The organism is Pelagibacterium sediminicola, assembly GCF_003390885.1.
Lineage (GTDB): Bacteria > Pseudomonadota > Alphaproteobacteria > Rhizobiales > Devosiaceae > Pelagibacterium > Pelagibacterium sediminicola.
Map to the genome: position 1 here is coordinate 32,283 of NZ_QMEL01000011.1, position 12,485 is coordinate 44,767.

At 63.5% G+C, this 12,485-nt stretch carries 10 protein-coding genes and 1 pseudogene; 7 read left to right on the forward strand and 4 right to left on the reverse strand.

Annotation, left to right across the window (positions count from 1 at the left end; translation table 11 throughout):
- The first annotated feature begins 142 nt into the window (after positions 1 to 142).
- Positions 143 to 1,342: a glutamine-hydrolyzing carbamoyl-phosphate synthase small subunit gene (gene carA, locus DQG18_RS14380; protein WP_116654945.1), complete on the forward strand. Its 1,200-nt coding sequence runs from the start codon at positions 143 to 145 to the stop codon at positions 1,340 to 1,342.
- 261 nt (positions 1,343 to 1,603) lie between these two features.
- Here carA and DQG18_RS14385 read toward each other — a convergent pair whose 3' ends face one another.
- On the reverse strand, positions 1,604 to 2,044 hold the full coding sequence (locus tag DQG18_RS14385) for a MarR family winged helix-turn-helix transcriptional regulator (protein ID WP_116654946.1): 441 nt from the start codon (positions 2,042 to 2,044) through the stop codon (positions 1,604 to 1,606).
- Between the two features lie 74 nt (positions 2,045 to 2,118).
- On the opposite strand from DQG18_RS14385, the gene DQG18_RS14390 reads away from it, so the two are divergent.
- Positions 2,119 to 2,649: a cytochrome b gene (locus DQG18_RS14390; protein WP_157970195.1), complete on the forward strand. Its 531-nt coding sequence runs from the start codon at positions 2,119 to 2,121 to the stop codon at positions 2,647 to 2,649.
- Here the strand turns inward: DQG18_RS14390 and ypfJ are convergent.
- Together ypfJ and DQG18_RS14400 are read right to left on the reverse strand one after the other, a co-directional pair.
- Entirely contained in the window at positions 2,646 to 3,548 is a 903-nt protein-coding gene (gene ypfJ / locus DQG18_RS14395) for a KPN_02809 family neutral zinc metallopeptidase (protein ID WP_116654948.1), read from the reverse strand. The two genes, DQG18_RS14390 and ypfJ, sit on opposite strands and share 4 nt — an antisense overlap.
- A 289-nt stretch (positions 3,549 to 3,837) precedes the next feature.
- On the reverse strand, positions 3,838 to 4,665 hold the full coding sequence (locus DQG18_RS14400; protein WP_116654949.1) for an aldo/keto reductase: 828 nt from the start codon (positions 4,663 to 4,665) through the stop codon (positions 3,838 to 3,840).
- A gap of 270 nt (positions 4,666 to 4,935) precedes the next feature.
- Here DQG18_RS14400 and carB point away from each other — a divergent pair, with 270 nt between their 5' ends.
- The 5 genes and pseudogenes from carB to DQG18_RS14425 all read left to right on the forward strand — a co-directional run bounded on the left by carB (position 4,936) and on the right by DQG18_RS14425 (position 11,149).
- A complete protein-coding gene (carB, locus tag DQG18_RS14405) occupies positions 4,936 to 8,247 on the forward strand; it encodes a carbamoyl-phosphate synthase large subunit (RefSeq protein ID WP_116654950.1) in 3,312 nt (1,103 codons plus the stop codon).
- Positions 8,248 to 8,349: 102 nt separating this feature from the next.
- On the forward strand, positions 8,350 to 9,267 hold the full coding sequence (locus DQG18_RS14410; RefSeq protein ID WP_116654951.1) for a DUF4344 domain-containing metallopeptidase: 918 nt from the start codon (positions 8,350 to 8,352) through the stop codon (positions 9,265 to 9,267).
- A gap of 350 nt (positions 9,268 to 9,617) precedes the next feature.
- A pseudogene (locus DQG18_RS14415) lies at positions 9,618 to 10,415 on the forward strand (phytanoyl-CoA dioxygenase family protein).
- Positions 10,416 to 10,560: 145 nt separating this feature from the next.
- Complete coding sequence (locus tag DQG18_RS14420) at positions 10,561 to 10,851, forward strand: type II toxin-antitoxin system ParD family antitoxin (protein WP_116654952.1); 291 nt, start codon at positions 10,561 to 10,563, stop codon at positions 10,849 to 10,851.
- Positions 10,838 to 11,149 carry a type II toxin-antitoxin system RelE/ParE family toxin gene (locus tag DQG18_RS14425; protein WP_116654953.1) on the forward strand — a complete coding sequence of 104 codons (312 nt, stop codon included), beginning with the start codon at positions 10,838 to 10,840 and terminating at the stop codon, positions 11,147 to 11,149. Before DQG18_RS14420 ends, DQG18_RS14425 begins: the two co-directional genes overlap by 14 nt.
- Positions 11,150 to 11,157: 8 nt before the next feature.
- Here DQG18_RS14425 and ltaE read toward each other — a convergent pair whose 3' ends face one another.
- Positions 11,158 to 12,177, reverse strand: coding sequence for a low-specificity L-threonine aldolase (gene ltaE / locus DQG18_RS14430; protein WP_198669783.1), 1,020 nt, complete (start codon positions 12,175 to 12,177; stop codon positions 11,158 to 11,160).
- Between the last annotated feature and the right edge of the window lie 308 nt (positions 12,178 to 12,485).

Sequence of the window (12,485 nt, forward strand, 5' to 3'; positions counted from 1 at the left end):
ATGATTTTTCCAATGCACGCCCCGGTTGACCGCGCCCCCGCCTTGAACTAGTTTCCGCCCAACCCTTTTATGAAGGAACGATGAGGTCTCCCCGGCGCCCGCCCGGCGGAATCCCCACGCCACGATCCCAAGGAGATGCCCCATGTCCGGTTGGCAGGAAACGCCCCCCACCGCAGTCCTCATCCTGCGCGATGGCACGCGCCTGGAAGGCCGCGGCATCGGCGCAACGGGGACGAGCGCGGGCGAGGTGTGCTTCAACACCGCCATGACCGGCTATCAGGAAATCCTCACCGACCCATCCTATGCCGGCCAGATCGTCACCTTCACCTTCCCCCATGTCGGCAACACCGGCACCAATGACGAGGATATCGAGACCGTGAACATGGCCGCCGCCTCGGGCGTGCGCGGCGTGATCATCAAGGCCGACATCACCAACCCTTCCAACTACCGCGCCGCCGAACGGCTCGACGCCTGGCTCAAAAAGCGCGGCATCGTAGGCATCGCCGGGCTCGACACCCGCGCACTCACCGCGCTCATCCGCGAGAACGGCCTCGCCGACGCCGTCATCGCCCACGCCCCCGATGGAAAGTTCGACGAAGCCGCCCTCAGGGCCGAACTGGACGCCTTTCCGGGCCTTGAGGGCCTTGATCTCGCAAAGGAGGTCTCCACCACCCAGACCTATCACTGGGACGAGACCCGCTGGCGCTGGGGCGAGGGCTACGGCACCATCGAAGATCCGCAATTCCATATCGTTGCCATTGATTACGGCGCCAAGCGCAACATCCTGCGCGGCCTCACCGAACAGGGCGCGCGCATCACCATCGTGCCCGCCACCACATCGGCGGAAGACATTCTGGCGCTCGAGCCGGATGGAGTTTTCCTCTCCAACGGCCCCGGCGACCCCGCCGCCACCGGCGAATACGCCGTGCCCACCATCCGCACGCTCATCGACACCGGCAAGCCCGTCTTCGGCATCTGTCTCGGCCACCAGCTCTTGGGGCTGGCGCTGGGCGGCAAGACGCAGAAGATGCACCAGGGCCACCACGGCGCCAACCATCCGGTGAAAGACCTCACCACCGGCAAGGTCGAGATCACCTCGATGAACCACGGCTTTTCCGTCGACCGCGACAGCCTGCCTTCAGGCGTCGTCGAAACCCACGTCTCCCTCTTCGACGGCTCGAACGCCGGTCTTGCGGTGGAAGGCCAGCCGGTCTTTTCGGTGCAATACCACCCGGAAGCCTCCCCCGGCCCCCACGACGCCCACTACCTCTTTACGCGCTTCCTCAACCACGTGCGCGAACAAAAAGGCATGGCGGCAAAGCCGGAATTCACTACAGCCTGATCTCGTCCCAGCCTCTGATTCCCAGCCCTCCCCATCAAGGGGAGGGTGTTTCCTTTTCCTTGTTGTCTCCCTACCCACAAGGTCAGCACCTCCCCCCTTGTGGGGGACTTTCAAGCGGTTCCGGCAACGCCGGAACGCAAGGGTCCAGTGGACGCTTGCGAGCGCAGAAAGGGGAGGGGGGTATTCGGCGTAAGCCGAACCCCGTGCAATATCACCCCTCCCCGTCGTCACCCGGTTCATCCGGGTGACCCGACCCTACTCCTACCCCCGCTCCAGGCTCACCCCCAGATTGCCCGCGATCTTCCCCAGCAGGTCGAGATAAATCCGCCGCTCATCCGCCGTCAGCCCCCCGAGCGCCACCCCGTTGATCGACGCCACGGCCCCCGCGACCGCCTCCAGCTTCTCACGCGCTTCGGGCGCGAGTCCGATCAGCATCTTGCGCCCGTCTTCCGGGTGCGGCCTGCGCACCAGCATCCCGTCGCGCTCCATGCGTGAGAGCGTTGCCGCCATGGTGGGCTGTTCCAGCGCCGCGTGCCGCGCGAGCTCGGCCTGTGTCATCTCCCGCCCGCCGCTCAGCGCAAAGAACACCGGCACATAGGCCACCGCCACCCCATGCGGACGGATCGCACGCTCCATTGCCTGCGCGAACAGCCGCGCGGCCAGATTGGTCATGTACCCGGCGGAATCCTCGCTCTTCATCATACCTATAGCATGCTATTTACTTTACATAGCATACTATGCTATTTATCGAGGAACGCAACCCAACGGGCCTCACCATGACCCTCAAAAGCACTACCGACCGCTATGGCGCCGTCGCGATCGCCTTTCACTGGCTCACCGCCATCCTCATCGTCGCACTGCTCGCGCTGGGGCTCAACGCCGCCAACGCCCCGACCGACGAGATGCGCCGCACCCTGCTCCTGCCCCATATCGCGCTGGGTATATTCACCCTCGTGCTCACCATTGCCCGCATCGTCTGGTGGTGGTTCTTCGACCGCAAGCCCGCCACCCTTCCGGACACGCCACCGCTCTTTGCCAGTCTGGCGCGGATCACGCACCTGCTGGTCTATGCGGTGATCATCGCGCTGGCCGCATCGGGCATCGCAACCAACCTCACGGGCGGGGTTCTCGAAGCCCTTTCGACGGGCGCCCCCATCCCCCCGCTGGACGAGATCGGCCCCCGCCGGGCCCACGGGCTGCTGGCATGGAGTTTCATGGCCTTGCTCGTGCTCCATATCGCGGCGGCCCTTTACCACCACTTCATCCGCCGCGACAGGACGCTGGCCCGGATGGTTGGACGGGCTTAAACCGCTCCCGAAAACGTATCGCACGCCCCCACGTCGCCGCTCTCATACCCGCGGCTGAACCAGTCCCGCCGCTGGGCTGAGGTGCCGTGGGTGAAGGTCTTGGGCACCGCAACTCCTTGCGTGCGCTGCTGGATCGTATCGTCCCCGATCTGCTCGGCCGCGTTCAGCGCCTCGGCGATATCGCCGCTTTCGAGCAGGTTCTGCTGACCGGCGTAATTGGCCCAGATTCCCGCATAGCAATCGGCCTGCAACTCGATCCGTACCGACCAGGCATTGGCCTCCCCGGTGCTCATCTGCTGCCGCGCCCGGTTGAATTCGGGCAGGACGCCCGTCAGGTTCTGCACGTGATGCCCGATCTCATGGGCCAGCACATAGGCCTGCGCGAAATCTCCCGGCGCGCCGAACTGCCGGTGCAACTGCTCGTAAAACGACAGATCGATGTAAACATTGTTGTCCGCCGGGCAGTAGAACGGCCCCATGCGCGCATCGGCCAGCCCGCAGGCCGACCGGTCCTGCCCGGAAAACAGCACCACCGTCGTCGGCTCGTATTCCAGCCCGTTTTCCACGAACACCTGATGCCAGAGATCCTCGGTCTCCTGCACCACGACGGCAACGAAATCGGCCAGTTCGTCCTCGCCCTCGGCGGGAAGCTCCCGCGAGGTCTGGCTTCCTGTCCCGCCCGTGGGGGAAATGGTGCCCTCGAGCAGCGCCAGCGGATTGATCCCGAACGCCATCCCGATGATGAGAATCACAACGATCGCCCCGATGCCCATCCCGCCGCCCCGCGTGGGAATGCGCATCCCGGGCCCCGAAACCCGCCCCGGCCCGAACATGCCGCCCCCACGCGCCACGCGCCGGTCCTCGATATTGGATGAACGTTTACGCCCCTGCCATTTCATGGTTCTTTCCCTCGCGCATCACACCGATGCAAACCACATTGCTAATGCCCCATGTCTAACCCGGTTCCCTGTCCGGCGCCACGCGGCTTGGCGGTGCTATCGAATAGGCTTCGGTTAACGCCGAATTCTCCTCCCGGCCTCCCACAAGGGGAGGTGCTGGCCCTGTGCGTTAGAAGACAGCCCAGAAAAGAATACATCCTCCCCTTGATGGGGAGGGCTGGGGTGGGGTGAAGCCACAAGCGCAGTCTCCAAATACGACAGCTCAAACCGAAAAGCCGCCCCACCCCCTTCAGGGAAACAGCAACGGATCTGGCCCCGTCCGCCCGTCAGCCTGGTCGAGCGTTGCGATCCGCGCCATGTCCTCCGCATCGAGCGTAAAATCGAAGACGTTGAAATTCTCGGCCAGCCGCGCCGGGTTCCCCGTCTTGGGGAAGACGATCAGCCCCTGCTCGATATGCCAGCGGATCGCCACCTGCCCCGGCGTCCTGCCATGCTTTTGCGCCACCGAGGCGATGACCGGGTCCCCGAGCAGATTACCCCGTCCCAGCGGGCTCCAGCTTTCGATCGCGATGCCGTGCCCGGCGTGAACGTCCCGCAGATCCCGCCGCTGGAAACAGGGATGCAGCTCGATCTGGTTGACCGAGGGCGTCACCCCCGTCTCCCCGATGATCCGTTCGAGATGGTCGGGATTGAAGTTCGATACCCCGATCGAGCGGATGCGCCCTTCCTCCCTGAGCCGGATGAACGCCTTCCAGCTCTCGACATATCTGTCGACCGCCGGGCTAGGCCAGTGGATCAGGTAAAGGTCGAGCACGTCGAGCCCCAGCCGCTCCATCGTCCCCTCGAACGCGCGCAGCGTTTCATCGAACCCATGCTCGCCATTGCGCAGCTTGGAGGTGATGAACACCTCCTCGCGCAAAAGCCCGGCCTCCGCCACGGCCCGCCCAACGCCGCGCTCGTTCCCATAGCCCTGCGCCGTATCGATATGCCGGTAGCCGAGCCGGAACGCCTCGCGCACGACCGCCACCGCCTCGTCATCGCCAATCCGCCACGTCCCCAGCCCAAGCTGGGGGATGACGACGCCGTCATTGAGCGTGATGAAAGTCTGGTCGGACATGGCTGGCCTCCTGATCGTTGCGCAATACCGGACCCCGGCACTGCAAGCCTTACCCTCGAATCGAACCGCTGACGATAGCCCGGACACAGCGCGCCTGCCCACGCCCACCGGCCCGCGCGCACCGCAATCCCCCCATGCGCAAAAAATGGCGCTTTGTGCTGGAAATCCTCGACCGCATGCTCTAAGGAGACCGCTTAGCCAACAGAATCCGCCAGCCGTTCCGCCGCGCCGCATGCCTTGCCGCGCGCCCGATGCACGAGAAGCCAAAATATGCCAAAACGCACAGACATCAAATCCATCCTCATCATCGGGGCTGGACCCATTATTATTGGCCAGGCCTGCGAGTTCGACTACTCCGGCACACAGGCCTGCAAGGCGCTGCGCGAGGAAGGCTATCGCATCATTCTGGTGAACTCCAACCCGGCGACGATCATGACCGATCCGGACGTCGCCGACGCCACCTATATGGAGCCTATCACCCCCGAGGTCGTCGCCAAGATCATCGAAAAGGAGCGCCCCGACGCGCTGCTCCCCACCATGGGCGGCCAGACCGCGCTCAACTGCGCCCTTTCGCTCAACAAGATGGGCGTGCTCAAGAAATTCGGCGTCGAGATGATCGGGGCCGCCGCCGAAGCCATCGACAAGGCCGAGGACCGTGAACTGTTCCGCGACGCCATGGACCGCATCGGGCTTGCAACGCCACGCTCACGCTTGGCCCACAACACCATCGAGGCCCTGCAGGCGCTCGAGGATATCGGCCTGCCCGCCATCATCCGCCCCAGCTTCACGCTTGGCGGCACCGGTGGCGGCATCGCCTATAACCGCGAGGAATATCTCGCCATCTGCGAGAGTGGCATCGACGCCTCACCCACCAGCGAAGTGCTGATCGAGGAATCGGTTCTGGGCTGGAAGGAATACGAGATGGAAGTCGTCCGCGACCGGAACGACAACTGCATCATTGTCTGTTCCATCGAGAACATCGACCCCATGGGCGTCCACACCGGCGATTCCATCACCGTCGCCCCCGCCATGACGCTGACCGACAAGGAATACCAGATCATGCGCGACGCCTCGCTGGCGGTGCTGCGCGAGATCGGGGTGGAAACCGGCGGCTCCAACGTCCAGTTCGCCGTCAACCCCGAGGACGGACGCCTGATCGTCATCGAGATGAACCCGCGTGTCTCGCGCTCCTCGGCGCTGGCCTCGAAGGCCACCGGCTTTCCCATCGCCAAGGTCGCGGCCCTTCTGGCGGTCGGCTATACGCTGGACGAACTTGAAAACGACATCACGGGCGGCGCCACCCCGGCCTCGTTCGAGCCCACCATCGACTATGTCGTCACCAAAATTCCGCGCTTTGCCTTCGAGAAGTTTCCCGGCGCCGACAACCGGCTCACCACCGCGATGAAATCGGTCGGCGAAGCCATGGCCATCGGCCGCACCTTCCCTGAATCGCTGCAAAAGGCCCTGCGCAGCCTCGAAACCGGCCTCACCGGCCTCAACGAGATCGGCATCCCCGGTCTTGGCGAGGGCGACGACAAGAACGCCGTCCGCGCCGCGCTGGGCACCCCCACCCCCGATCGCCTGCTCTGGGTCGCCGAAGCCATGCGGCTGGGCTACGACCACCAGATGATCCACGGAGCGTGCAAGATCGACCCGTGGTTCCTTGAGCAGATCCAGGCCATCGTCGATATGGAAGCAAAGGTCCGCGCGCACGGCCTGCCCCAAACCGAGGGCCAGTTGCGCGCGCTCAAGGCCATGGGCTTTTCCGACAAGCGCCTTGCCGAGCTGTCCGGCAAGGCGGCCAGGGACGTCATGGCCCACCGCCACGCGCTGGGCGTACGCCCCGTCTACAAGCGCATCGACACCTGCGCCGCCGAGTTCGCCTCGCCCACCGCTTATATGTATTCCACCTACGAGGCGCCCTTTGCCGGCCAGCCCGCCGACGAGGCCCATCCTTCCGACCGCAAGAAAGTCGTGATCCTTGGCGGCGGTCCCAACCGCATCGGTCAGGGCATCGAGTTCGACTATTGCTGCTGCCACGCCGCCTTCGCGCTTTCCGATGCCGGTTACGAGACCATCATGGTCAACTGCAACCCCGAGACCGTCTCGACCGACTACGACACCTCCGACCGCCTCTATTTCGAGCCGCTCACCGAGGAAGACGTTCTCGAGATCCTGACCACCGAGCAGCAGAACGGGACGCTCCATGGCGTCATCGTCCAGTTCGGCGGCCAGACCCCGCTCAAGCTCGCCGCCGCCGTCGAGCGCGCGGGCGTGCCGATCCTGGGCACCCAGCCCGAAAAGATCGATCTGGCCGAAGACCGCGACCAGTTCATGAAGCTGTTAAACAAGCTCGACCTCACCCAGCCGCGCAACGGCATCGCCTACAGTCTCGAACAGGCCCGTCTCGTTGCCGAAGGTCTGGGCTTCCCGCTGGTCATCCGCCCGTCCAACGTTCTGGGCGGCCGCGCCATGATCATCTGCCATTCGGCCGAGGAGTTCGAGCGCTACGTCCAGTCGACCCTGACCGAACTGGTTCCCCCCGACATCCGGCACAAATACCCCAACGACAAGACCGGCCAGATCAATTCGGTCCTGGCCGCCAACCCGCTCCTTTTCGACTCCTATCTCGAAGGCGCCACCGAGATCGACGTTGATTGCCTGTCCGATGGCGAGACCGTGTTCGTTGCCGGCATCATGGAGCATATCGAGGAAGCGGGCATCCACTCGGGCGACAGCGCCTGTTCGCTCCCGCCCCGTTCGCTCTCGCCCGAAATCATCGATGAATTGAAGCGCCAGGCCACCGAACTGGCAAAAGCCCTCGATGTCGGCGGGCTGATGAACGTGCAGTTCGCCTTGAAGGACGGCACGCTCTACATCCTCGAGGTGAACCCGCGTGCCTCGCGCACCGTGCCGTTCGTCGCCAAGGTCATCGGCGTGCCGCTGGCCAAGATCGCATCGCGCGTCATGGCGGGCGAAAGCCTTGCTTCCTTCAGCCTCGTTGAACGCGAGATCGACCACATCGCCATCAAGGAAGCGGTCTTCCCCTTCGCCCGCTTCCCCGGCGTCGATACCGTGCTCGGCCCGGAAATGAAATCCACCGGCGAGGTCATCGGCCTCGACACCGATTACGCCATCGCCTTTGCCAAGTCCCAGCTCGGGGCCAGCGTCAAGGTGCCCAAGGAAGGAACCGTGTTCATCTCGGTCCGCGACGATGACAAGCCGGCAATCGTCGAGGCTGCGCGCCATCTCGCCGATATCGGGTTCAAGGTCATCGCCACCGGCGGCACCCAGCGTTATCTGGCCGGCGAGGGCATCGACTGCATCAAGATCAACAAGGTGCTGGAAGGTCGCCCGCACATCGTCGACGCCATCAAGAATGGTGAGGTCCATCTGGTGATCAACACCACGGACGGCGTCAAGGCCGTCTCCGACAGCCGCGACATCCGCCGCGCCGCCCTCATGGCCAAGGTGCCCTACTACACCACCATTCCCGGCGCCAACGCCGCCGTCGAAGGCATCATCGCCTATCGCGACGGCAATCTGACGGTAAAGGCACTGCAGGAATATTTCGCGGCATGAGGAGCGCGTCCCCACCCTAAGGAACGATTCATCAACTTCGTTTGTGAATTATCCAGACTTTGCAAGCCAACGTCTCCCCCAGAATACGACTATGGGGGAACCATGAAGAATACCGTTTTGAAATTTCTGGGTTTGTTTCTTGCCGTCGGCGCAATCGCTTTCGCGCCCATGTCGGCCCAGGCCGTAGAGCAGTCGCCCGAGGATCGCGCTGAGGTCGATGAATTCGTCCTCGGCGCCGCGACTGCGATCATGCTCCACGAAGTCGGGCACCTGATCATAAACGAGCTTGAAATTCCAATTCTGGCCCGCGAGGAAGATGCGGCCGACACCATCGCAACGCTGATCCTGCTGATTCAGGACGAGGAAGACGATGAGCGCGCCGCTCGCTACCTGCAGGCCTTCGTCACCAACTGGTTTCTGTTCGGGTTAGACGAATATGGGGCGATAGATGACGCCTATATGGCTGACGAGCATTCGTTGAATCGCCAGCGCGCCTTTGCCGCCGTCTGCCTTGCCCATGGTTCGGGCCATCCCAGCTTTACCGAACATGCAGAACGTCACGGCCTTTCCCAAGAGCGCATGGCCAGATGTGAGAGCGAATTTGAAAGCGCCATGCGCAGCTTTGCCCAGCTTCTGACGCCCCATTTCCTCGATGATGGAGCCGCGCAGATCGGTAAACCCATCATATTATACGATGAGACCGAAACATACGCCGGCCTCAGGGAAAGGCTGGAGGCGCTGGATTTCCTCGAAGAACTCGCAGAACTCGTCTTCGATGAAATCGCGATGCCGAGGGATGTTATATTCGGGACCGGCGAATGCGGCTTTCCCAACGCCTTCTATACGCCGACCTTTCTGGACGGGAACCCTGCCGTCATCTTCTGCTACGAGATGGCCGAGATGCTGGACGAAGGCTACATCGATGCCTTCTTTAGCGAAAGCGCCTACGAACCCTCCACCCCGTTCGAGAATCTGGTCGAGGAGAACGAGGTCGACGACGCAGCCGCAGCTACCCGCTGATCGGTCGTCTGCAAGGACGCCCACCGCATGTTCTGCGGTATGCGGCATATCTGATCGGAGGCTCTCGCCCCGCACCAAAAGGGCCGCACCACACGGCCCTTTTTCTGTCGACTCTCGCGTAGAGCGCCCGAATAGTGCGCCACGTTCGTCACCGGCGCCTCTTCAGTCCCGAAGAACCGGGTTGGCACGGTTTTCAACGAACCTCTCCATGTTGACCTTTGCACCATACCCGGTATTCTGCATCAATGTTCATGACGCGCACCCGATAATTCAGCACACCGCCCGCCACGGGCCCGACCTCCGCACCCCTGCGGAGCCCTTTTTGCTGAATTATCGAAAGTCGCTATCACATGACCCACCCCCTTCCCGCGCTCTCGGACGCGCAGATCGCCGCCTTCATCGCCGACGGCTTCGTCCGGCTCGACAACGCCTTCCCCCGCGAACTGGCCGATGAGGGCCGCGCCATCCTCTAGCGCGATACCGGCTGCGATCCCGACAATCCCGCCACATGGACCCAGCCGGTGATCCGCCTCGGCGGCTACGCGGACGAACCGTTCCGCAAGGCCGCCAACACCCCGGTTCTCCATTCGGCCTATGACCAGCTCGTGGGCGAAAACCGATGGCTCGCCCCGCAAGGTCTCGGCACCTTCCCCATCCGCTTCCCCTCGCCCGAATCCCCCGGTGACGACGGCTGGCATATCGATGCCAGCTTCATGTTGCCCGGCGACGATGAGAGCGATTTTTTCAGCATCCGCGCCAACATCGTCTCGAAAGGCCGCGCGCTCCTGATGCTGTTCCTCTTTTCCGATGTCGGCGAGGACGACGCGCCCACTCGCATCCGCACCGGTTCGCACGCCCACATGGCCCGCTTCCTGCTGCCCTATGGCGAAAACGGTGCGACCATGCACCAGATGATGGCGGGCAATTTCGCCGACACCGAACACTGTGCCGAGGCGCTGGCCACAGGCCCGGCCGGAACGGTCTATCTCTGCCACCCCTTCCTCGTGCATGCCGCCCAGCCCAACCGGGGCAGCCGGGTAAAGTTCATGGCCCAGCCACCCCTCATGCCCGCCCACGGCTTCGACCCAGCGCTCCCGCCCTCCCCGGTCCAGACCGCCATCCGAAAGGCCTGCGGCCTGAAACTCTGAAGTCCCCGGAGGCCCCAAAGGGCCTCCGGCACTTCCCCCACGAGCCCCAACACCCGTCGTCGCCCGGTTTATCCGGGCGATCCACCGCCATTGCCGCCAGTCGGATTTTATCCTACTTTATACCCTCGACCCAAGGAGACCCGCCATGGAAGCTGCCGAAAAAATCTCGATCACCCTCACCCCGGAAATGGCCCGCTCTATCCGCGAGGATGTCGAAAAAGGCCGCTACGCCTCGACCAGCGAAGCCATCCGCGACGCCCTGCGCCTCTGGCAGCAGAAAAAAGAGGAACACGAAGCCCGCCTCGAATCGATCCGCCAGCGCGTCGAAGCCTCGATCAACGACCCGCGACCAGACGTGCCGCGTGAGGAGGTAAGCCGGCGCATGGACGAGCTCTACGAACGCGCTATGGCAACGGGCAAGTATGACGATATTTAGAGTCGCATTTCGCGAGGAAGCTGTTAGCGACCTCGCGACGATATTTGCATATATCCTCGAGAACACTGGCAGTCCGGCCTCTGCGAAAAATCACGTCAAGCGACTGGAGCAACAGTGCAACGCACTCTCGCTTTTCCCGCATCGCGGCATCCAGCGCAACGACATCCGTCCCGGCTTGCGCCTGCTCCCCATCGAGCGCCGCTCCGTCATTGCCTATATCATTGAAGTGGAAGCCGTGCGCATCATCAACATCTTCCACGCCGGACAGGACTTCGACACCCTCCTCCGCAACCCCTGACGCCTTCCCTACGCCCCGAAAAACCCGCTCACCGTCCCCAGCGCCGCCTCGATCGCCTCGTCCCCCACATCCTTGTGCGTCACCCAGCGCGTTTCGCCATAGCGCCCCGAAACGCGAATGCCGTTTGCCGCCATATGTCCGGCGAACCGGTCCGCCAGCCCCTTCTCGACGCGCATGAAGATGATGTTGGTCTGCGGCATCTCGACCGATAGCGCCGGAAACCACGCCAGCCCCTCCGCCAGTCTTTTGGCCCGGATATGGTCCTCCGCCAGCCGCGCGATATTGTTGTCGAGCGCATAAAGACCCGCCGCCGCCAGAATGCCCGCCTGTCGCATGCCCCCGCCCAGCATCTTGCGCAGCCGCCGCGCCTTTTCGATCAGCTTCGCGCTGCCCGTCAGCACCGACCCCACCGGCGCACCAAGTCCCTTGGAAAGACAGACCGAAACCGTATCGAACGGCGCCGCGAGGTCCGCTGCATCCCGCCCGCTCCTGACCGCCGCGTTGAATATGCGCGCGCCATCCAGATGCGTTGCCAGCCCATGCCGCCGCGCCAGTCCGGTCGCCGCAACCACGAAATCCTCGGGCAGCACGCGCCCTCCGATCGTATTTTCGAGCGCCAGCAGCCGCGTCGTCGCAAAATGCGGATCGTCTGACTTTATCGCCGCCTCGATCTTGCCAAGCGCCATCGTCCCGTCGGGCAGATTCTCCACCGGCTGGGGCTGGATCGAGCCCAGCACCGCCGCCCCACCCGCCTCGAACTTGTAACAATGAGCCTCCTGCCCCGCGATGAACTCATCCCCCCGCCCGCAATGGCTCATCAGTGCGATGAGGTTCGATTGCGTGCCCGAGGGCAAGAAAAGCCCCGCATCCTTCCCCATCAATCCGGCCACCCGCGCCTCGAGCGCTGCGACCGTGGGGTCCTCGCCATAGACGTCGTCGCCCACATCGGCCGCCGCCATCGCGGCGCGCATTCCCGCACAGGGACGGGTGACGGTATCGGAACGGAAATCGTAAAAACGTATGGTCAAGGCGCCCTCGCAACGGGTTGGGTCATCGGGCGATACACTTAGCGCCATCCGCCGTGCCGGGCCATCGCTTTCCCGGCTCACCGCGCCCCAACCTGCCGCTTGTTACCCGGCGCCCGAGCCGTAATACTTGCAACTCCGCGCCCGCCCCGCCACGATCGGGCGACGTTACTGGCATGTTAGAAGCCCTTCGCGCCCCGGATCGGGAGTTCTATTGTCGAGCGAACCAGTAAAAATTTTTCGGTTCGGCATCAATTCAGTTTCGCTTGAATATTGCCCTTGTTTCATCTACAAAAACGGGATCGAATTTG

What these genes read in the sequence shown, in the direction of transcription:
- DQG18_RS14425 (WP_116654953.1), top strand. Translation starts at nt 10,838, where the DNA reads ATGACGATATTTAGAGTCGCATTTCGCGAGGAAGCTGTTAGCGACCTC.
- carB (WP_116654950.1), top strand. Translation starts at nt 4,936, where the DNA reads ATGCCAAAACGCACAGACATCAAATCCATCCTCATCATCGGGGCTGGA.
- DQG18_RS14385 (WP_116654946.1), bottom strand. Translation starts at nt 2,044, where the DNA reads ATGATGAAGAGCGAGGATTCCGCCGGGTACATGACCAATCTGGCCGCG.
- DQG18_RS14420 (WP_116654952.1), top strand. Translation starts at nt 10,561, where the DNA reads ATGGAAGCTGCCGAAAAAATCTCGATCACCCTCACCCCGGAAATGGCC.
- ypfJ (WP_116654948.1), bottom strand. Translation starts at nt 3,548, where the DNA reads ATGAAATGGCAGGGGCGTAAACGTTCATCCAATATCGAGGACCGGCGC.
- DQG18_RS14410 (WP_116654951.1), top strand. Translation starts at nt 8,350, where the DNA reads ATGAAGAATACCGTTTTGAAATTTCTGGGTTTGTTTCTTGCCGTCGGC.
- DQG18_RS14400 (WP_116654949.1), bottom strand. Translation starts at nt 4,665, where the DNA reads ATGTCCGACCAGACTTTCATCACGCTCAATGACGGCGTCGTCATCCCC.
- DQG18_RS14390 (WP_157970195.1), top strand. Translation starts at nt 2,119, where the DNA reads ATGACCCTCAAAAGCACTACCGACCGCTATGGCGCCGTCGCGATCGCC.
- carA (WP_116654945.1), top strand. Translation starts at nt 143, where the DNA reads ATGTCCGGTTGGCAGGAAACGCCCCCCACCGCAGTCCTCATCCTGCGC.